Origin of the sequence: Microbacterium sp. SORGH_AS_0505 (genome assembly GCF_030818715.1) — a bacterium.
Lineage (GTDB): Bacteria > Actinomycetota > Actinomycetes > Actinomycetales > Microbacteriaceae > Microbacterium.
The window spans coordinates 1,151,528-1,169,892 of record NZ_JAUTAT010000001.1 but is presented as its reverse complement, the minus strand read 5'-3'; the positions used below and the strand labels follow the sequence as shown (position 1 = coordinate 1,169,892).

Here is an 18,365-nt window from a genome sequence, read left to right as displayed (position 1 = left end):
CGCAGGAGACAGAATGACTCTCGAAAAGTGGCTCGTGCAGCCTGGGGAGACCCGCGTCATCGACCTCGACGGCATCCGTCGACTCAAAGTGGGACTCGTCGGCGGACAGATCGACGTCGTCGCCCACGACGAGCCCGGCGTCCGCATCGAAGTGCACTCGGTCACGCAGAAGGAACTGCGCATCGAGGCGCAGAACGGGGCGATCGAGATCGATCATGCGCAGCTCCGATGGGACAACTTCCTGACCTCCTTCCGCAACTTCGGGAGCGGAGGCCCGCAGGCCGAGATCAGCATCGCCGTTCCGCGTGACATCGCCCTCACCCTCGGCGTGGTCAGTGCAAGCGCGCTCGTCGCAGGCCTCACGACCGACGCGAAGCTCAACACCGTCTCGGGCGACATCATCGTCGACGGGCTCACGGGCGACGTGACGGCGAACTCCGTCTCGGGCGATGTGCAGATGCGCGGACTCACCGGCACCCTGAACGCCAACGCCGTGTCGGGGACCATCACCGCCGCGGGCACGATCCGAACCGCCTTCGCCGACACGGTCAGCGGCGCCGTCCTCATCGACTCGAGCGGGCCGACGCAGAACGTGTCGTTCAACACCGTCAGCGGCGCGGCCACACTGCGCCTCGACGAATCGGTGGCCGCGAAGTACACCCTCCGCACCGTGAGCGGAAAGCTCAACGTCGACGGGATCGACCGCTCGCAGAGCGGGATCGGCTCTAACTACTCCGGCACGGTCGGCGAGCTCAGCGGCTCGTTCGCCGAGGTCCGCGCCAACACCGTCTCGGGCGACGTCACCGTCATCCGGCGCACCAGCGCGGCCATCGCCGACGAGGCTCCGATCCGAGAGGAGATCTGACATGCCCCCCGTCTTCTCCCACGGTGATCTGCGCATCTATCTGCTGAGCCTCCTCGATGAGGCGCCGCGCCACGGTTACGACCTCATGCAGGCACTGTCGGACCGCACCGGCGGCACCTACACGCCGAGCGCGGGAACCATCTACCCGCGCCTCTCCAAGCTCGAAGAGGAAGGACTCGTCACCAAGACCGTCGACGGGCGCAAGACCGTCTACGAGATCACGGATGCCGGTCGTGCCGAAGTGGCATCGCGCTCGGGTGACCTCGCCGGGATCGAGGCCGGGCTCGCCGACAGCGTCCGACTCATCGCCGACGAAGTGCGCGCGGGCGTCCGCGAGGCGATGCGGAGCCTGCAGGCCGACCTCGCCGCAGCCTCCCAGCCCTCCGCACGTCCGACGCCGTCCTCGACGCCCGACCCGCGCGCATCCGCTCGCGAGCAGGTGCGGCGGGCCGACGAGCTGCTGGCGGAGTTCCGCGCCGAGCTCCGTGCGGACCTTCGGAGCCACGTCGCGCGGGGCGGCGACCTGGCGGCATCCGTCATCGACGACCTCAAGGGTGCGCTCGACGAGGCGGCCGAGGCCGTGCGACGCGCAACGCGGGGCTGATCAGCCGCCGGGCCAGAGCTCCTCGGGCCAACTCTGCTTCTCACGCCACGGATCCTCGTCGTCGCGCGCCGGTTCGCCGATGGGCACGACGAGGATCGGTCGCGGCTGCCGGTGGGCCAGGCGTGCGGCGACGGACCCGGTGAAGAACTCGCGGATCGATTCGCCGATGCCGCGCTTGCGGGTTCCGACGACGATCAGCCGCGCGTCGGTGCGCTCGGCCAGATCCTTCATCGCGAGCGCGGGATCCCCCGCGAGCATCTCGAGCTGCCAGGCGATGTCCACGCCGTCCAGCGCACGCGTCGCCTCGTCGCGGAGCTGCGTCTCGAGCGCCTCGCTGGGGATCGCATCGAGGTTGATCGGCGCGGTGTGCACGTAACCGTCGGGATCCTCGTAGGAGACGAACCGCGTGACGTCGACATGAGTGACAAGGAGCGCCGCACCGTGCATCCGGGCGTACTGCGCCGCTTCTCGGAGCACACGGGACGACTGACCGGGCACGATCCCGGCGATCACCGGACGGTGAGGACGACGGACCATAGGCTGCGACTCGGCGTCGGGCATGGCGGATCACCTTTCCTGGATCCCCGCCCGCGAGGGCGGCGGGAACGCTCCGTGGTACCCTGAATGCTACTCTTCCCGGCCTCTGCCGGACTGTGACTGCGTCGGGCTGCCGGACCAAGCCCGCACTCGTGAAATGAGGGGGTTACGCATGGGGCGTGGCCGTCAAAAGGCGAAGAACACCAAGATCGCCCGTGAGCTGAAGTACGACACCTACAGCTTGAACATCAACGCGCTCGAGCGTGAGCTCGGCGCGCCCGGTGACGAGCAGTACGAGGACAAGTGGGCCGATCAGTACGCCGACGAGGACGACGAGGACGACGAGTCCGAATCTCCGTCGCCGTCGCTCGAGAAGGCCTGACCTCCTCCCTCACGCTCACCACGATCCGTGGCGCTGTTCCCACTCCTGTTCGACCGTCTTCCGTCGTGCGATCACGACGCCTGCGGGAAGCGCCAGGAGCGAGATCCCGACGAGGATCACGAGCGGCGCCGTCCATGAGTCGGTGGCATCGTGCAGGACGCCGACCCCGATCGGCATGAACATCGTCACGCCGTAACCGACGCTCTGAGCGAATGCGCTGAGGGCGACCGTCGCGTCGTGCGTCCGCGTGCGGAGTCCGACCGAGGTCAGCACGAGCGGGAACAGCAGCGGGAGCGTTCCGAGGAGCGCCACCCAGAGCCAGGGAGCGGATGCCGGGGCCACCAGCAGCCCACCCGCTCCGACCACACCCGAGGCCGAGGCCACGATGAACAGCGGCAGCACGACGCCGCGGCGCGCGACGAGTGCGGGCACCACGAGCGACGCCGGCAGCCCGATGAGGGCGAACAGCGAGAGCAGGACCCCGGCGACCTGGGTCGTGACACCCGCGGTGTCGACGAGGATCTTCGGCAGCCAGGCGAACGACGTGTAGGCGACGGCGCTCGAGGCGAAGAAGGTGATGGCGAGCGCCCACGCGGTGGGCAGCCGCCACATCCGCCCGAACACACGGGTGCTGGGAGCCTCGAGGTCCACGTCCGCCGCGGCGGCGCGGCGGGAACGGACGGCGAGCACGATCCAGGGGATCAACCCCGCCACCGCGAACACCGCCCACACCCCGAGCGACGTACGCCACCCGGCGGCGTCGGCGATGGGCACCGCGATCAGCGGGGGCAGGAACGTCGACACGGCCATGGTCGTCGTGTAGACGGTCGTGAGCAGGCCGATGCGCTCGGCGAAGTACTTCTTCACCAGCGCCGGCACGAGGACGTTGCCGACGCCGACACCCGCGAAGATCAGCGCGGACCCGAACAGCAGTCCGTAGGCATCGAGCGCGGCGGCGCGGGCGACGAGTCCGAGCCCCACGGCGCCGAGGGCGACGAGGGTCGTGCGCTCCAGGCCGAACCGGCGTTCGAAGCCGGCGGCGAGCAGACCGAACACCGCGAAGCAGAGCGGCGGCACCGTGCCGATGAGTCCCAGCACGGCGGCGGGGAGAGCGAAGTCCTCGCCGATCGCATCGAACAGCGGCGACAGCGACGCGACCGCCGATCGCAGTGAGAACGCGAGGAGGACGATGCCGACGACGGCGAGGATCCGGCCCCGTCGCACGGCGAGGGGGTCAGGTGTCGTCACCGACTCAGCCTAGGCCGCTCAGGACTCCTGGGTGCCCTCGACCCAGGCGAGGTACTCGTCGCTGACCGTACCGGTGACGTACCGACCGTCGAAGCAGCTCATGTCGAGGTCCTCGACGTCGGGAGCGCCCTCGAGGATCGCCGCCTTCAGATCGTCGATCTCCTGGTAGACGAGATAGTCGCAGCCGAGCTCCTCGGCGATCTCGGGGATCGTCCGGTTGTACGCGACGAGCTCGTGACGCGACGGCATGTTGATGCCGTAGACGTGCGGGAAGCGGATGGGGGGCGCGGCCGACGCGAACGTCACCGACTTGGCCCCGGCATCCCGAGCCATCTGGATGATCTCGCGCGACGTGGTCCCGCGGACGATCGAGTCGTCGATCAGGAGGACGTTCTTGCCCTTGAACTCGGTCGACATCGCGTTGAGCTTCTGGCGCACGCTCTTCTTGCGGATCGCCTGGCCCGGCATGATGAACGTCCGGCCGATGTAACGGTTCTTGTAAAAGCCTTCGCGGTACTCGATGCCGAGCTTGCGCGCGACCTGCATCGCGGCGGGACGAGAGGAGTCGGGGATCGGCATGACGACGTCGATCGAGCCCTCGGGGGTGTACTTCGCGATCGTGTCGGCGAGGCGCTCGCCCATCCGCAGACGGGCCTCGTAGACCGAGATGCCGTTCATGACCGAGTCGGGACGCGCGAGGTAGACGTACTCGAACGAGCACGGCACGAGCTTCGGGCTCGGGGCGACCTGCTGCGTGAAGAGGTTGCCCTCGAGATCGATGAACACGGCCTCGCCCGGCTCGACGTCGCGGACGACCTCGAAGCCGCCGTTCTCGAGGACGAGCGATTCGGACGCGACGGTCCACTCGTACCGCCCGTTCTCGGCCTTGCGGGTGCCGAGGATAAGGGGACGGATGCCGAAGGGATCACGGAAGGACAGCAACCCGTATCCGGCGATCAACGCGATCGCGGCGTAGGAGCCCTCGACGCGCTGGTGGACGCGCGTGACGGCCTCGAAGATCTGCTCGTGGTCGAGCTCGAGACCCGAAATGACCTGCTGCAGCTCGTTCGCCAGGACGTTGACGAGCAGTTCGGTGTCGGAGCTCGTGTTCAGGTGACGGCGATCGGTGCGGAAGAGCTCCTCGGTGAGCTCGCGCGTGTTCGTGAGGTTGCCGTTGTGGACGAGGACGATGCCGTACGGGGCGTTGACGTAGAACGGCTGCGCCTCCTCCTCGTTCGAGGCGGTGCCCTTCGTGGCGTAGCGGACGTGACCCAGGCCGATCGTCCCCAGGAGCGCGCGCATGTCGCGGGTGCGGAACGCCTCGCGCACCATGCCGCGGTTCTTCGCGATGTGGAAGATGCCGCTCGATTCGGCCGTCGCGATACCGGTCGAGTCCTGACCGCGGTGCTGCAGCAGCAGCAGGGCGTCGTAGACCTCTTGGTTGGCGGGCCCCTGAGCGACGACGCCGACGATTCCGCACATAGGTGTAGCTCAGTCCGTTTCTGCGTAGGAACCGACCAGGCGGACTGCGCCGCCGTCGACGCCCTTCGCGCCCTGCTCGTAGTCGCCGGCCGGCAGCGCCGAATCCGACACCGTCCCGACCTGCCAGGTGTGGATGCCCTCTGCCGAGAGGGTGGATGCCGCAGCCTCGGCGGTCTCAGGCGAGACGACCGCGAGGAAGCCGATGCCGAGGTTCCACGTGCCCTCGGTCTGCTCGAGCGACAGCCCGCCGATGTCGGCGAGCACGCGGAAGACGGGCGAGGGCGACCAGGTGGAGCGGTCGACGTCGACCCAGGTGCCCACGGGCAGCACGCGCGCGAGATTGGCCGCGATGCCGCCGCCGGTGACGTGGCTCAGGGAGTGGATCGCGCCCGGGTGCGCGTCGATCGCGCGCAGTAGCGGTGACGTGTAGAGGCGGGTGGGCTCGAGGAGCTCCTCGCCCCACGTGCGACCGAAGTCGGCGGCGTTGTCGCCGTAGCCGATCCCCGCGTTCGCGATGATGTGGCGGATGAGCGAGTAGCCGTTGGAGTGCGGCCCGCTCGAGGCGAGTGCCAGGACGACGTCGCCCGAGCGGACGCGGTCGGCGCCGAGGACGGCATCCGCTTCGACGACACCGGTCGCGGCTCCTGCGACGTCGTAGTCGTTGATGCCGAGGAGCCCCGGATGCTCGGCGGTCTCGCCGCCGACGAGCGCCGTTCCGGTGGCGGAGCAGCCGTCGGCGATGCCGCGGACGATGTCGGCGATGCGCTCGGGGAACACCTTGCCCGTCGCGATGTAGTCCGTCATGAAGAGGGGCTTCGCACCCACCACGACGATGTCGTCGACGACCATGCCGACCAGGTCCTGGCCGATCGTGTCGTGCTTGTCGATGGCCTGCGCGATGGCGACCTTCGTGCCGACGCCGTCGGTCGAGGTCGCGAGCAGCGGCTTGGTGTAGCCGAGCAGAGCGGATGCGTCGAAGAGTCCGGCGAAGCCGCCCACGCCGCCGAGGACCTCAGGGCCCTGGGTGCGACGGACGGCCGATTTCATCAACTCGACGGCGAGGTCCCCCGCCGCGGTGTCGACGCCGGCAGCGGAATAGGGATCGGTGGGAGTCGAGGCCACCCGCACAGCCTACCGGCCACCGGACCGGGTGATCCGCCATCATCGCCACGGGACGCCGACCACAGGGGCGCCATAGGATGTCGCCATGAGCGGGGCTGAGCGGCCCGAGTGGGTCGTACGGGAGGACGCGAGCACGACGGTGCTCGTCGCGCTGTACGTGCGCCAGGCGCTCGGCATCCGTGCTCCCGAGGAGCTTCCCCACCTGCGAGGAGCTCCCGCAGCGCAGCCCGTCGACGATGACGCCGCCGCCGTCCTGCAGCGGCAGTGGTTGGCGTACTGGGCCATGGCGGTCGAGCCGCAGGCGCACCCCTCTCCTGTTCCGCTCGATCTGGTCGACGGCTTCGAGACCCTCGCCGTGCTGCCCGTCGAGGGGTTCGACGAGCTGCGGGCGGCCATGGCCCCGTTGGCGGAGGATGCCGTCGCCTACGCGAACTGGGCGAGCGACCGCTACGCCGCGCAGGCTCGTTCGGGCTCGGCCAGCAGCTACCGCGCCTACGCGAGCGCGATCGCCGAACACGAGCGGCGCGTCGGACGTCGCGCGCACTCGTTCGAGCTCAACGTGCAGGTGCTCCCGCTGACGCAGCGGGGCGTGTGGTGGATCGGCTCGCTCACGATCGCTGTCACCGACGGACTGCGCGGTGATGTGGCGGCGTTCGACCCGGCGATTCAGCCGATCATCGCCGAACTCGCCTGATCAGTCGGACTCTTCGACGCGTTCCCGCTCGATGCGCACCGTGGTGCTCCGCCGTCCCAGCACGCGGTCGAAGATGAGGGCGACGAGCCCGCCGAGCGCTACGCCCGCCGGCACGCAGCCGAGCAGCAGGAAGCCGAAGACCTGGCTCTGCGAATAGGTCGCGCCCGTGCTCTCACTGATCTGACCGTCACCGAACGCGTACGTCAGGATGAGCGCAACGACGATGCCGAGTGCCGCCCCCGCTGCGAAGAACGCGGCGAACCGAGGAGTGCGCCGCAGTTGCGCGGACTCGACGTTCGTTTCGGAATGCTCGGCCATGAGTCCATTGTCCACCCCCGCCTCACGGACGCGGGTCGTCGACCATCTCCGGCTGGGCCGCGCGAGCGCTGTTGCGCTTGCGCCGCTGCACCGATCCGACCGCCAGAAGCGTCGCGAGGAGCGCCGCGACCCCCACGACGATGACGGGAACCAGGATGCCGGTGCCCCCGGCATCCGCTTCGTCACCGGCCGACGCCGCAGCCGGCTCGGCGGTGGTGCACGTCGCAGCGACGGCCAGGTCGAGCGTGCCGGAGGCTCCTGACCACAGGACCTCGCGACCCTCGGCGGTCGGCTCGGTCGCCGCGGCGACCCCGTCGAGGTTGACGGTGTCGCCCGCCTCGGAGACCGCGGCGGCTCGCAGATCGATCGTCGCCAACGGAGCCTGCGGCATCTGGTCGGCACCCTCGGGTTGTACGTCGAAGAGAAGAGATCCCCTCTCGCCGTCGAGGACGAGGGTCGGCGCCGAAAGGGTCGTCTTCACGCCGGCCGTATTCGTGTAGACGAGCGAGCCGTCGAAGCTCACGCTGCCGGCCGGGGCGACCGGCTCGAGCACGCCCTTGCCCTCCTCGAAGGTGAGGGTGCTGTCATCGGCGGTGACGGAGCCGCTCGCCTGCACGTCGGAGGCACCGGCATCCCACACGAGCTTCGCCTCGGACACGGTGCACGTGCGGGGTGCGGCCTGAGCGGAGATCGCGGTGACGGGGAGCAGAGCGGCCGCCAGAGCGATCACGAGGATCGCCGAACGCGCGTTCACCCCGAGGTGTCGTGCCTGCATGCGGTTCCTCTCCGCAGGCGATCGTACCGGCGGGCGGGGCTGCCGCGAGGTCTTCACGGGCGGAGCGGGAGGAGCCCGTCGAGGTTGGCCCGCACGCCGGACGCGCGGACGGTGCCGGCGGTGACGGCGTCGGCCCAGGCGGTCTGACCGGTGGCGAGCGCGATCCAGGTCGCGGCATCCGTCTCGATGACGTTGGGAGGGGTGCCGCGTGTGTGACGCGGGCCCTCGACCACCTGCACGGCGCCGAAGGGAGGGACGCGGACCTCGACGGAGTTGCCGGGCGCCTTCTCGACGAGCAATTGCAGCAGATAGCGGACGGCGGTGGCGAGGTCGGTGCGCGCCGCCCCGCCGGCGGCGACCGCGGCGAGCGCGTCGCGCCCGTCTCCGGTAGTGATGGTGCGGGCCATGGATGCCACCGTAACGCGCGTGCGGCGCTCGGTAGTCTGGCGGGGTGAAGATCCTGGTCCTCGGCTCGGGCGCGCGCGAGCACGCCATCATCCTCGCTCTGGTCGCCGAAGGCGCCGGGCACGAGATCTTCGCGGCCCCGGGCAACGCCGGCATCGCCGCGGACGCGACCCTCGTCGCGGACCTCGACCAGAACGACCCGGCCGCCGTCACCGCCTTCGCGAACGAGCAGCACATCGACCTCGTCGTGATCGGCCCCGAAGCCCCCCTCGTGGCGGGCGTCGCCGACGCGCTGCGCGAACGCGGCATCCCCGTCTTCGGGCCCGGCAAGGCCGCGGCGCAGATGGAGGGGTCGAAGGCGTTCGCGAAGCGGATCATGGATGCCGCCGGCGTCCCGACCGGACGCGCGGCGCGCGCGCAGACCCGCGACGAGGTCGCCGCCGCGATCGATGAGTTCGGCGCCCCCTTCGTCGTGAAGGCCGACGGGCTCGCTGCAGGCAAGGGCGTCATCGTCACGTCCGACCGCGAGGCGGCCCTCGCCCACGCCGACACCTATCTGTCGAGCGGCCCCGTGCTCGTCGAGGAGTTCCTCGCTGGCCCCGAGGTCTCGCTCTTCTTCGTGAGCGACGGCGACACCGTCCGCGCGCTCAGCCCCGCGCAGGACTTTAAGCGCGCGCTCGACGGCGACGAGGGGCCCAACACGGGCGGCATGGGCGCGTACTCGCCCCTCCCCTGGCTCGCGGATCGCTTCGGCAGCGAAGAGGCGTTCGTCGCGCAGGTGACCACTGAGGTCGCGGAGCCCGTCATCCGACAGCTGGATGCCGAGGGCACCCCGTTCATCGGGCTGCTCTACGCCGGGCTCATCCTGACCGACGCCGGCGTGAAGGTCATCGAGTTCAACGCGCGCTTCGGCGACCCCGAGACGCAGGTCGTCCTCCCCCGGCTGACGAGCCCGCTGTCACGGCTGCTGCTCGCCGCCGCGAGCGGCACGCTCGAGTCCGAGCCCGCTCCGGAGTTCTCCGCCGAGGCGGCCGTCACCGTCGTCCTGGCCAGCGAGGGATACCCCGAGCAGCCGCTCACGGGTCGCCCTCTCACGGGAACGGATGCCGCGGCATCCGTCGACGGCGTCCACCTCGCCCACGCGGCGACCACGTACGCCGATGGCGGACTCATCGCGACCGGTGGCCGCGTGCTGAACGTCGTAGCCCTCGGCGCGGACCTCGCCGACGCCCGCGGCCGGGCGTACGCCGCCCTCGAGCAGATCTCGCTCGAGGGGGCGCACTACCGCCGCGACATCGCGCTCAGCGCTTTGCAGTGACCTTCAGCGCTTCGCAGTGACCTTCTGCGCTTCGCAGTGACCTCTAGCGCTTCGCGAGGTGAGCCGGCCGGCGCAGGAACAGCACCAGCACGACGCCCACCGCGATGACGGCGGCCGGCAGCAGCATCGCCTGACCCATGGCGGTCGAGAATCCCTCGGCGACGGCGGGCGGCATCCCGCCACCTCCGCCGAAGTCGCCATTGGCTGCATCGCCCGCACCGGGCAGGTTCGCCTCGAGGCGCGCCTGCATGACGGCGGCGATCGCAGCCGACCCGATGACCGAACCGATCGTCCGCGTCGTGTTGTAGATGCCCGAGCCCGCGCCCGCCTGCTGCGGCGGGAGGTTGCGGGTCGCGGTGGTGGCCAGCGGTCCCCACATGCCGGCGTTCGCGACGCCGATGATGGCCGAGGGGATGAGCAGCAGGAGGACGGGGGCCTCGGTGTTCATCAGAAGCACGTAGCCGACGAGACCGACGACCATGAGCGACAGTCCGGGAACGAGCAGCACCCGCGGGTCGACCCGGTCGAGGATGCGGCCTGCAAAGGGTGCGAGGACCCCCGACAGCACCGCCATCGGGATGAGCAGCAGTGCCGACTCCGTCGGGGTGAGTCCGCGCGCGAGCTGCGTGAAGAACGCCATCGGCAGGGCCATGCTCGTCACGGTGAAACCGACGGCGGCGATCGCGAGGTTCGAGATCGCGAAGTTCCGGTCGCGGAACAGCGCGAGCGGCACGAGGGGTTCGCTCTTGGTGCGCGCCTGCGTCCAGACGAAGACTGCGAGCACGGCGACGCCGGCGACGATCATGACCCAGACCCACGGCGCCCACGCGTAGTGCTGGCCCTCCTGCAGTCCGAAGACGATGAGGAACAGGGCGACCGCGCTGAGGACGACGCCGAGCACGTCGAAGCGGTGCGGGTGCGTCTCGAGCTGCGGGACGAGCCGCACGGCGAGGACGAAGGCGATGATGCCGACGGGGATGTTGACGAAGAAGATCCACTCCCACCCGAAGCCGTCGACGAGCAGGCCGCCCGCGAGCGGTCCGACGAGGGTGGCGACACCGGCGGTCGCACCCCACAGGCCCATGGCCGCTCCGCGCCGCTCGGCGGGGAACGTGCGGGTGATGACGGCCATCGTCTGCGGCGTCATGAGAGCGGCGCCGAGACCCTGCGCGGCGCGTGCGAAGATCAGCATCTCGAGCGAGCCCGACAGGCCGCAGGCGAGCGAGGCGAGCGTGAAGATCGCGAGCCCGATGAGGTAGATGTTCTTCGGGCCGAACCGGTCGCCGAGGCGTCCCGTGACGAGCAGCGGAACCGCGTACGTCAGCAGGTAGGCGGACGTGACCCACACGACGTTGTCGAGGTTGCTCGTCGACGGGTCGAGCGCCGCCTTGATGGCGGGGTTCGCCACCGAGACGATCGTGGTGTCGACGAGGATCATGAAGAACCCGAGGACGAGCGCCCACAGCGCGGGCCACGGATTCGTCGGGGCGGGGGCCGCACCGGGGGTGCGGACGGTGGTCGTGCTCTCGCTCATGCGCGTGCGGATTCTCTCTGTGCCAGATAGCGGTCGGTGACGGGGATGTCGACGACACCCCAGACGGTGTCGGGACGCCGGATGAACTCGACCGCGTCGTCGAGCCAGGCGATGTCGGCGGCCAGCAGAGCGGCCTGCCGGTGGACCTCGATGAGGAACTGCGGGTGCGACCCGTGCGCGATGGCGGTCTCGCGGGCGCTCCGGTGCGCGTCGAGGGATGCCGCGAGCAGCTCGCGACGCTTCTCGAGCAGCGCGATCACCTCGGACCGATCGAGGTTGTGCGCCTCGGTGAGGGCGATGCGGAACCGCTCGGGGGTGTCGATGGATCGCAACTCGTGCCGCACCCATGCCAGAAGCGCCCGAGCCCCGGCATCCGTCAGCGTGTACGTCGTCCGCTCGGGCCGGTTCCCCTCGCGGTCACTGCCGGCCTCGGCGAGGAGATTCTGCCGTTCGAGGCGAGCGACCGTGTGGTAGATCGTGCCGTGGGTCAGGGGGATCATGCGATCCGCCCGACGCTCGCGCAGCAGACGCACCATCTCGTAGGTGTGCATGTCGTCCTCGTGCAGGAGCGCGAGGAGCATGATCGCGGTGGGGGTGAGCCGCGAGACGGCGTCCGCCATGGTGCTCCCTCCGCCGATTAGTCCATGTGGACTATACGCCTCTTCCCCGGATCATCCGGCGGCGTCGGTGGCTCGGAGGACGGCCCAGGCGTGATCGACGCCGTCGGTGATCGCCGTGATCTGGATGCCCACCATCCGACTGACCGTGATCCCCGTGATGCGCCCCGGAGCACCGCATCCCTGCGTCACGGTGATGGGTCCCTTGATCGTCACCGGCGGATCGTCTTCACCGGCCGCGGGACTCAGCGTCAGGGTGATGGTGGCGTCTCGGGGGATGCAGTCGAAGTCGAGGGTGTACTCCTGCTCCCGCACGGCGCTTGCCGCCACGTTCAGGGCGGTCCGGGGTTCGACGCCGACCGCATCGCCGTCGAACACGAGGCGGGTCGCTTCGAGCGGGCTCTCGTCGGGAACCCGATAGGACGGATCGGCAGACTCCTCGACCGATGGGGACGGGGCCGGCGACGGAGGGGGCGACGACGGTGGCTCGACGATGGACATGGACGGGGCTGGCGAGGGCACCGCGTCATCGACCCCGGTGGTCGAGACACAGCCGCTCAGACCGAGCGACAGCGCGAGGGCGGTCAGGGCGAGGAGCGGGCGGCGCATGACGACAGGGTACGCACGGGCCCGCACAGCCCGCGATAATGGCCGGGTGACGGATGCCGCGACTGCCCTGCCCGGATGGACCCACGTGTACTCGGGCAAGGTCCGGGACCTCTACCGACCCGCCGACGGCACGAACGGACGGATGCTGGTGGTCGCCAGCGACCGCGTCAGTGCGTTCGACCAGGTGCTGGACCCGGGCATCCCCCAGAAGGGCGAGCTCCTCACGCGCCTGAGCCTGTGGTGGTTCGCGCAGCTCGCGGGCGGTGACGGCGGCCGGCCGATCCCGAACCACCTGATCGAGGGCGTCGAGCCGCCCGCCGAGGTCTCCGGCCGAGCCATGGTGGTCCGCGAACTCGACATGCAGCCGATCGAGTGCGTCGTCCGCGGCTATCTCACCGGGTCGGGCTGGGCCGAGTATCAGGCCGACGGCACGGTCTGCGGCATCCCGCTCCCGTCGGGCCTGCACAACGGCGATCGCCTGCCCGAGCCGATCTACACCCCCGCCTACAAGGCACCGCTCGGCGAGCACGACGAGAACATCTCGTTCGAGCGCAGCGCCGAGCTCATCGGTGAGGCCCGTGCGGCCGCGCTGCGCGACGCGTCGCTCGAGATCTACCGCCGCGCCGCCGCCCTCGCCGAGGCGAAGGGGCTGATCCTCGCGGACACGAAGTTCGAGTTCGGCTACGACGCCGACGGCGTCCTCACCCTCGCCGACGAGGTCCTCACGAGCGACTCGTCGCGGTACTGGGATGCCGAGACCTGGCGCACCGGCTCGACGCCGGCCGAACGCATGGCGAGCTTCGACAAGCAGATCGTCCGCGACTGGCTCGCGGCGAAGTGGGACAAGCAGGGAACGCCTCCCACCGTCCCCGCCGACGTCATCGAGCAGACGGCAGCCAAGTACCACGAGCTCCTCGAGCGCCTCACCTCATGACGGCGTCGCTCCCGCACGCACAGCCCGCTCCCAGGTAGCCTGACCCCAGGCATCCCCCACCATCTGAGGAGCACGCGCATGCCCATCTGGACCCTTCACGGCGATGGACGCCGCGTCGCCCCCGGAGCCGTCGTCACCCCGAGCGAGCGTCTCGGCTGGGGCAGCACGATCGCGATCGGCGCCCAGCACGTCGTGGCAATGTTCGGCGCGACGTTCCTCGTGCCGCTGCTGACCGGCTTCCCCGTCAGCACGACGCTGCTGTTCTCGGGACTCGGGACGCTCCTGTTCCTGATCCTCACGCGCAACAAGCTGCCCAGCTACCTCGGCTCGTCGTTCGCGTTCATCGCCCCGATCACGGCCTTCGGCCCGGGCCAGGGCCAGCCGCTCGACAGCCCCGAGCAGATCGGTCAGGCGCTCGTCGGCGTCTTCGTCGCCGGCATCCTGCTCGCCGGCATCGGGTTCCTCGTGCAGGCGACGGGAACGCGCTGGCTCGAGAAGCTCATGCCGCCGGTCGTCTCGGGCGCGATCGTGGCCCTCATCGGCCTCAACCTCGCGCCGGCCGCGTGGAACAACTTCCAGACCGACGCGGTCCTCGCGACCATCACCCTGGTCGCGTGCATCCTGTTCGCGGTGCTCTTCCGCGGCATCCTCGGACGCGTCTCGATCTTCCTCGGCGTCGTCGTCGGCTACATCGCCGCGCTGATCATGGGCAAAGTCGACTTCTCGGGAGTCACCACGCTGATCGACAACGGGCAGTGGATCGGTCTGCCGACCTTCCACCTGCCGTCCTTCGGTGATCCGGTCGCCTGGGGACTCCTGCCGATGTTCCTGCCGGTCGTCCTCGTCCTCGTCGCCGAGAATGTCGGCCACGTGCGCGGTGTCGCGACGATGACCGGAGACCCCACGGTGAACAAGCGCACCGGCCGCGCCCTTCTCGCCGACGGTCTCGCGACGACCCTCGCCGGCGCGTTCGGCGGCTCGGGCACGACCACCTACGGCGAGAACATCGGCGTCATGGCGGCGACCCGCATCTACTCGACGGCGGCGTACTGGGTGGCCGGCATCATCGCCGTGCTGCTCTCGTTCTCGCCTGTCGTCGGCGCCGTGCTCTTCACGATCCCGAGCGGCGTCATCGGCGGCGTCACGACTGCGCTGTACGGTCTCATCGGGGTCATCGGCATCAAGATCTGGGTCGACAACCAGGTCGATTTCTCGCGGCCGGTCAACCAGTACACGGTCGCCGTCGCGTTCGTCATCGCGATCGCGAACTTCACGATGGACCTCGGTCAGCTGCAGTTCGGCGGCATCGTGCTCGGCACGGTCGCCGCCCTCGTGATCTACCACGCCGGCAACGCGATCGCCCGGGCGCGCAAGACGGGGGCAGACGACGGCGGTCCCATCGTCCCGATCGGTCAGCTCGGCGGCGACCCCGACTGACGGGGAACAACCTCGGGTGCGGATGCGTTCCATATTCACATGAATACGTCCGCGCTCGACCGGCTCTCTCCCGCCACCGCGATGGGGGCCGTCACGCTGCTCGTCGGCGACCTCGACGGCATGACGCGGTACTACCGCAACGTCGTCACGCTGACGGTGCTCGACGCGGCCGGTGACACCGTCACGCTGGGCCGCGCCGGACGTCCGATCGTCGTCCTACGCCACGAACCGTCGCTCCGCCACGCCCCGGCCGGCGCCGCGGGCCTGTTCCACACCGCGATCCTCTTCGAATCCCAGACGTCGCTGGCGGCCGCGCTGTTCTCGCTCGCGCAGCACGCACCCGAGTCGTTCACCGGCAGCGCCGACCACCTCGTGAGCCAGGCGTTCTACGCCACCGACCCCGAGGGCAACGGCATCGAACTCTACTGGGACCGCGAGCGCACCGAGTGGTCCTGGACCCACGGCCAGGTCGAGATGGACACCCTGTACCTCGACCCCAACGCCTTCCTCCGGGAGCATCTGACGGATGCCGCGGCCCAGGGCGCGAGCGCCGATGATGCGGCATCCGTGGGTCACGTCCACCTCTCCGTCGGCGACGTGCGGACCGCCCGAGCGTTCTACGTCGACGCGCTCGGCTTCGACGTGACGGCGGAGCTCGGCGGGTCCGCCCTGTTCGTGAGCGCGGGCGGCTACCACCACCACATGGCGATGAACGTGTGGAACTCGCGCGGTGCGGGACCGCGCATGCCGGCCCTCGGGCTCGGCCGCGTCGACCTCACCCTGCCCGATCAGGACGCGCTCGGCGAGCTCGGTGAACGCCTGAGCCATCACGGCGTGCAGGTCGCCGACGACGGTCGGACGGTCTCGTTCACCGACCCGTGGCGCAACACCCTCCACGCCGGCGTGGCGCTGTAGGCCTCAGGCGGATTCGCGCACGACCAGCTGCGTGTCGAGCAGCGTCTCGTGGGGCGGAAACCCGCCGGCAAGGAGCGTCAGCAGGACATCGGCCATGACCTCGCCCTGCTGCAGCGAGGGCTGCCGCACGGTGGTGAGCGTCGGCGAGACCGACGTGGCCACCGGCGAGTCGTCGTACCCGACGATCGCGACGTCCTCGGGGACGCGGAGTCCCGCACGAGCCAGCTCGACGAGCGTTCCCCGCGCCATGAGGTCGCTCGCCGCGAAGAGACCGTCGAACCGGGCGCCGGATTCGAGGATCCGCCGGACGGCCGCGGCGCCGGCTGCGGCCGTGAAGTCGCCGTCCTCGACCGCGACGGGCGCCAGGCCCGCGGCATCCAGCGCTTCGCGGAACCCCGTCAGACGGTCGATGCCTCCGGGCATCGTCGTCGGGCCGGTGATCGTCGCCAGCCGCGTGCGACCCTGGTCGATCAGGTGCTGCGTCGCGAGGCGGCCGCCTTCGACGTTGTCGACGTCGACGTAGTAGTCCCGTTCTCGCTCCCGGACGGGCCGGCCGCCGTAGACGACGGGCATCGCGGCGGCGATGCGGTCGATGAAGGCGTCGCTCGTGTGGTGCGAGACGATGATCGCCCCGTCGACGGCACCGCTGCGGAGGTACGCCGTCGCCTTGTCGTCCGGATCGTCGCTCGCGATGATCAGGTTGAGCACGTAGTCCGACTTCGAGACCCGCGTGTTGATGCCGCTGACGATCGCCGCGAAGAACGGGTCGCCGAAGAAGCGGGTCGTGTCCTCGGGAACGACGAGGGCGATCGCCATCGTCGCCCGGCTGGCCAGCGACCGCGCCGCACGATTGGGCACGTAGTTGAGCTCGTCGATCGCCCGGCGGACGGCGGCGAGCGCGGCAGGACTGACGGCGGTCGACCCGTTCACCACGCGCGAGACGGTGGAGCGGGACACCCCCGCCGCTGCGGCGACCTCTTCGATCGTGACCGGCGACGCGAGCGTTCCGGGCGGAGGAATCGTCACCGAGGGGCCGCTCGTCACCGGCGAGTGAAGGGTTTCGGACACGGTCACCTCGGGAAGTGCAATCAGTCGATCGCTCGGTCGGCGATGACCCGACGATACTCCAGCGCGCTGTCCTTGAACGTCCGTTCCTGGGTGTCGTAGTCGACGCGGATGAGCCCGAAGCGCTTGTCGTATCCCCAGGCCCACTCGAAGTTGTCCATGAGCGACCAGTAGAAGTACCCGCGCACGTCCACACCGGCGTCGGCCGCATCCAGGATCGCCTCGAGATGCCCCCGGAGGAACTCGACCCGGTCCTCATCGTGCACCCGGGTCTGGCCGCCCTCGTCGACGGTCTCGTCGTCGTAGGCGGCGCCGTTCTCGGTCACGAACAGGGCGGTACCGGCATCCTGCGCGTACTCGTCCCACACCCGCTCGAGAAGCGTCGTCAGCCCCGCGGGCTGCACCTCCCAGTGCATCGCCGTACGGGGAAGTCCGCGCTCGTACCAGTGGATGCCGTGGCCCGCCGGCCAGGGCGAGCCCACGACGCGGTCGGTCGGCGCATCGCCCGGCAGGGGCGGGTCTGCCGGGGCCGTGCCGCCGACGAACTCGCCGTGGTAGTAGTTCACGCCCAGCACATCCAGCCGCTGCGAGATGGTGTCGAGGTCGCCGGGGAGGACCGCCGCCTCGAAGCGGGCCACCTCGTCGGCATCGACGCCGCGGATGTCCTCGACGATGTCCGCAGGGTAGCTCCCGCGGAAGATCGGGTCGAGGAACCACCGGTTGAACTGCCCGTCGATGCGACGCGCGGCGTCCACATCCTCCGGCTTGGCCGGATCGGCCGCCTCGGCGACGGTGAGGTTCAGCGTGATGCCGAGGTTCAGCGCGGGGTCGCGGCGGCGCAGCTCCTCGACCACGAGACCGTGTCCGCGCAGCAGGTGGTGGGATGCAAGCATCCCGTCACCGATGCTGAACCGGCCGGGGGCGTGGATCCCGCCCGTGTAACTGAGGAACGACGAGCACCACGGCTCGTTCAGGGTCGTCCAATCGGTGACGCGGTCCCCGAGGGCGTCGTGCACCGTCAGCGCATACTCGGCGAACCGCTCGCTCGTCTCACGCGCCGTCCACCCACCGCGCTCCTCGAGCGCCTGCGGCAGGTCCCAGTGGTAGAGCGTGAGCCACGGGCGGATGCCGGCGGCCAAGAGCTCGTCGACGAGGCGTTCGTAGAAGTCGACGCCCTTCGGGTTGACCGCTCCCCCGTCGGGCCGCACGCGCGACCACGAGGTGGAGAAGCGGTAGGTGTCGAGGCCGAGCTCTTTCATGAGCGCCACGTCACCGCGGTAGCGGTGGTAGTGATCGCACGCGACATCCCCGTTGTCACCGCCGATGACGGCGCCCGGCACGCGGCTGAACGCATCCCAGATCGAGGCCGTGCGGCCGTCCTCGAGGGCGGCTCCCTCGATCTGGTAGGCGGCGGTCGCGGCGCCGAAGAGGAAGTCGGTCGGGAAGGGGCGCGGGGTTCGGGCGGGCACGGGGGCAGAGTACTCCTGCGAAAGGACGTTCACGG

General features: G+C 70.0%; 20 protein-coding genes. 8 read left to right on the top strand and 12 right to left on the bottom strand.

Going from position 1 to position 18,365, the window contains the following annotated elements; translation table 11 throughout:
* The first annotated feature begins 13 nt into the window (after positions 1-13).
* Both QE428_RS05860 and QE428_RS05855 read left to right on the top strand, forming a co-directional pair.
* Positions 14-865 carry a DUF4097 family beta strand repeat-containing protein gene (locus tag QE428_RS05860; protein WP_307466857.1) on the top strand — a complete coding sequence of 284 codons (852 nt, stop codon included), beginning with the start codon at positions 14-16 and terminating at the stop codon, positions 863-865.
* 1 nt (position 866) lies between these two features.
* Positions 867-1,469: a PadR family transcriptional regulator gene (locus QE428_RS05855; RefSeq protein WP_307466855.1), complete on the top strand. Its 603-nt coding sequence runs from the start codon at positions 867-869 to the stop codon at positions 1,467-1,469.
* On the opposite strand, the gene QE428_RS05850 is transcribed toward QE428_RS05855, so the two are convergent.
* On the bottom strand, positions 1,470-2,030 hold the full coding sequence (locus QE428_RS05850) for a universal stress protein (protein WP_307466853.1): 561 nt from the start codon (positions 2,028-2,030) through the stop codon (positions 1,470-1,472).
* A gap of 148 nt (positions 2,031-2,178) precedes the next feature.
* Between QE428_RS05850 and QE428_RS05845 the strand changes: the two genes are divergently transcribed.
* Positions 2,179-2,388, top strand: a complete 210-nt coding sequence (locus tag QE428_RS05845) for a DUF3073 family protein (RefSeq protein ID WP_091358414.1) — start codon at positions 2,179-2,181, stop codon at positions 2,386-2,388.
* A gap of 15 nt (positions 2,389-2,403) precedes the next feature.
* Here the strand turns inward: QE428_RS05845 and QE428_RS05840 are convergent, their stop codons facing one another.
* Genes QE428_RS05840 through purM form a run of 3 tightly spaced genes read right to left on the bottom strand, consistent with a single transcriptional unit; the run spans position 2,404 to position 6,246 of the window.
* Positions 2,404-3,636 carry an MFS transporter gene (locus QE428_RS05840; protein ID WP_307466848.1) on the bottom strand — a complete coding sequence of 411 codons (1,233 nt, stop codon included), beginning with the start codon at positions 3,634-3,636 and terminating at the stop codon, positions 2,404-2,406.
* 18 nt (positions 3,637-3,654) lie between these two features.
* The gene (gene purF, locus QE428_RS05835) at positions 3,655-5,118 is read right to left on the bottom strand and encodes an amidophosphoribosyltransferase (RefSeq protein ID WP_307466846.1); all 1,464 of its coding nucleotides are present in this window, start codon (positions 5,116-5,118) and stop codon (positions 3,655-3,657) included.
* Positions 5,119-5,127: 9 nt separating this feature from the next.
* The gene (purM, locus tag QE428_RS05830) at positions 5,128-6,246 is read right to left on the bottom strand and encodes a phosphoribosylformylglycinamidine cyclo-ligase (protein ID WP_307466841.1); all 1,119 of its coding nucleotides are present in this window, start codon (positions 6,244-6,246) and stop codon (positions 5,128-5,130) included.
* Between the two features lie 79 nt (positions 6,247-6,325).
* On the opposite strand from purM, the gene QE428_RS05825 reads away from it, so the two are divergent.
* On the top strand, positions 6,326-6,934 hold the full coding sequence (locus QE428_RS05825) for a zinc-binding alcohol dehydrogenase (protein WP_091358398.1): 609 nt from the start codon (positions 6,326-6,328) through the stop codon (positions 6,932-6,934).
* Here QE428_RS05825 and QE428_RS05820 read toward each other — a convergent pair whose 3' ends face one another.
* The 3 genes from QE428_RS05820 to QE428_RS05810 are packed head-to-tail and all read right to left on the bottom strand — an operon-like array spanning position 6,935 to position 8,434.
* Positions 6,935-7,252 carry a potassium transporter Trk gene (locus tag QE428_RS05820; RefSeq protein ID WP_091358394.1) on the bottom strand — a complete coding sequence of 106 codons (318 nt, stop codon included), beginning with the start codon at positions 7,250-7,252 and terminating at the stop codon, positions 6,935-6,937.
* A gap of 22 nt (positions 7,253-7,274) precedes the next feature.
* Positions 7,275-8,027 carry an HtaA domain-containing protein gene (locus QE428_RS05815; protein ID WP_307466836.1) on the bottom strand — a complete coding sequence of 251 codons (753 nt, stop codon included), beginning with the start codon at positions 8,025-8,027 and terminating at the stop codon, positions 7,275-7,277.
* Positions 8,028-8,080: 53 nt separating this feature from the next.
* The gene (locus QE428_RS05810; RefSeq protein WP_307466833.1) at positions 8,081-8,434 is read right to left on the bottom strand and encodes a sterol carrier family protein; all 354 of its coding nucleotides are present in this window, start codon (positions 8,432-8,434) and stop codon (positions 8,081-8,083) included.
* A gap of 44 nt (positions 8,435-8,478) precedes the next feature.
* Between QE428_RS05810 and purD the strand changes: the two genes are divergently transcribed.
* Positions 8,479-9,750: a phosphoribosylamine--glycine ligase gene (purD, locus tag QE428_RS05805; protein WP_307466830.1), complete on the top strand. Its 1,272-nt coding sequence runs from the start codon at positions 8,479-8,481 to the stop codon at positions 9,748-9,750.
* Positions 9,751-9,793: 43 nt separating this feature from the next.
* Here purD and QE428_RS05800 read toward each other — a convergent pair whose 3' ends face one another.
* Genes QE428_RS05800 through QE428_RS05790 form a run of 3 tightly spaced genes read right to left on the bottom strand, consistent with a single transcriptional unit; the run spans position 9,794 to position 12,510 of the window.
* On the bottom strand, positions 9,794-11,284 hold the full coding sequence (locus QE428_RS05800; RefSeq protein ID WP_307466827.1) for an MFS transporter: 1,491 nt from the start codon (positions 11,282-11,284) through the stop codon (positions 9,794-9,796).
* The gene (locus QE428_RS05795) at positions 11,281-11,904 is read right to left on the bottom strand and encodes a PadR family transcriptional regulator (RefSeq protein ID WP_307466825.1); all 624 of its coding nucleotides are present in this window, start codon (positions 11,902-11,904) and stop codon (positions 11,281-11,283) included. Before QE428_RS05795 ends, QE428_RS05800 begins: the two co-directional genes overlap by 4 nt.
* A 51-nt stretch (positions 11,905-11,955) precedes the next feature.
* Positions 11,956-12,510 carry a hypothetical protein gene (locus QE428_RS05790; protein ID WP_307466822.1) on the bottom strand — a complete coding sequence of 185 codons (555 nt, stop codon included), beginning with the start codon at positions 12,508-12,510 and terminating at the stop codon, positions 11,956-11,958.
* Here QE428_RS05790 and QE428_RS05785 point away from each other — a divergent pair.
* The 3 genes from QE428_RS05785 (at position 12,509) to QE428_RS05775 (ending at position 15,796) form a co-directional block, all read left to right on the top strand.
* Positions 12,509-13,444 carry a phosphoribosylaminoimidazolesuccinocarboxamide synthase gene (locus QE428_RS05785; protein ID WP_307466819.1) on the top strand — a complete coding sequence of 312 codons (936 nt, stop codon included), beginning with the start codon at positions 12,509-12,511 and terminating at the stop codon, positions 13,442-13,444. The two genes, QE428_RS05790 and QE428_RS05785, sit on opposite strands and share 2 nt — an antisense overlap.
* A 78-nt stretch (positions 13,445-13,522) precedes the next feature.
* Positions 13,523-14,881 carry a uracil-xanthine permease family protein gene (locus tag QE428_RS05780; RefSeq protein WP_091358367.1) on the top strand — a complete coding sequence of 453 codons (1,359 nt, stop codon included), beginning with the start codon at positions 13,523-13,525 and terminating at the stop codon, positions 14,879-14,881.
* 39 nt (positions 14,882-14,920) lie between these two features.
* The gene (locus QE428_RS05775; protein WP_307466814.1) at positions 14,921-15,796 is read left to right on the top strand and encodes a VOC family protein; all 876 of its coding nucleotides are present in this window, start codon (positions 14,921-14,923) and stop codon (positions 15,794-15,796) included.
* Positions 15,797-15,799: 3 nt separating this feature from the next.
* Here the strand turns inward: QE428_RS05775 and QE428_RS05770 are convergent, their stop codons facing one another.
* Positions 15,800-16,822 (bottom strand): LacI family DNA-binding transcriptional regulator, encoded by a 1,023-nt coding sequence (locus QE428_RS05770; RefSeq protein ID WP_231916506.1) that lies wholly within the window; start codon positions 16,820-16,822, stop codon positions 15,800-15,802.
* 62 nt (positions 16,823-16,884) lie between these two features.
* Positions 16,885-18,330, bottom strand: a complete 1,446-nt coding sequence (locus QE428_RS05765) for a GH1 family beta-glucosidase (protein ID WP_307466810.1) — start codon at positions 18,328-18,330, stop codon at positions 16,885-16,887.
* Positions 18,331-18,365 lie beyond the last annotated feature (35 nt).

What these genes read in the sequence shown, in the direction of transcription:
- QE428_RS05860 (WP_307466857.1), top strand. Translation starts at nt 14, where the DNA reads ATGACTCTCGAAAAGTGGCTCGTGCAGCCTGGGGAGACCCGCGTCATC.
- QE428_RS05800 (WP_307466827.1), bottom strand. Translation starts at nt 11,284, where the DNA reads ATGAGCGAGAGCACGACCACCGTCCGCACCCCCGGTGCGGCCCCCGCC.
- QE428_RS05850 (WP_307466853.1), bottom strand. Translation starts at nt 2,030, where the DNA reads ATGCCCGACGCCGAGTCGCAGCCTATGGTCCGTCGTCCTCACCGTCCG.
- QE428_RS05825 (WP_091358398.1), top strand. Translation starts at nt 6,326, where the DNA reads ATGAGCGGGGCTGAGCGGCCCGAGTGGGTCGTACGGGAGGACGCGAGC.
- QE428_RS05820 (WP_091358394.1), bottom strand. Translation starts at nt 7,252, where the DNA reads ATGGCCGAGCATTCCGAAACGAACGTCGAGTCCGCGCAACTGCGGCGC.
- QE428_RS05795 (WP_307466825.1), bottom strand. Translation starts at nt 11,904, where the DNA reads ATGGCGGACGCCGTCTCGCGGCTCACCCCCACCGCGATCATGCTCCTC.
- QE428_RS05810 (WP_307466833.1), bottom strand. Translation starts at nt 8,434, where the DNA reads ATGGCCCGCACCATCACTACCGGAGACGGGCGCGACGCGCTCGCCGCG.
- QE428_RS05855 (WP_307466855.1), top strand. Translation starts at nt 867, where the DNA reads ATGCCCCCCGTCTTCTCCCACGGTGATCTGCGCATCTATCTGCTGAGC.
- QE428_RS05815 (WP_307466836.1), bottom strand. Translation starts at nt 8,027, where the DNA reads ATGCAGGCACGACACCTCGGGGTGAACGCGCGTTCGGCGATCCTCGTG.
- purF (WP_307466846.1), bottom strand. Translation starts at nt 5,118, where the DNA reads ATGTGCGGAATCGTCGGCGTCGTCGCTCAGGGGCCCGCCAACCAAGAG.
- QE428_RS05775 (WP_307466814.1), top strand. Translation starts at nt 14,921, where the DNA reads ATGAATACGTCCGCGCTCGACCGGCTCTCTCCCGCCACCGCGATGGGG.
- QE428_RS05785 (WP_307466819.1), top strand. Translation starts at nt 12,509, where the DNA reads ATGACGACAGGGTACGCACGGGCCCGCACAGCCCGCGATAATGGCCGG.
- QE428_RS05780 (WP_091358367.1), top strand. Translation starts at nt 13,523, where the DNA reads ATGCCCATCTGGACCCTTCACGGCGATGGACGCCGCGTCGCCCCCGGA.
- QE428_RS05790 (WP_307466822.1), bottom strand. Translation starts at nt 12,510, where the DNA reads ATGCGCCGCCCGCTCCTCGCCCTGACCGCCCTCGCGCTGTCGCTCGGT.
- QE428_RS05845 (WP_091358414.1), top strand. Translation starts at nt 2,179, where the DNA reads ATGGGGCGTGGCCGTCAAAAGGCGAAGAACACCAAGATCGCCCGTGAG.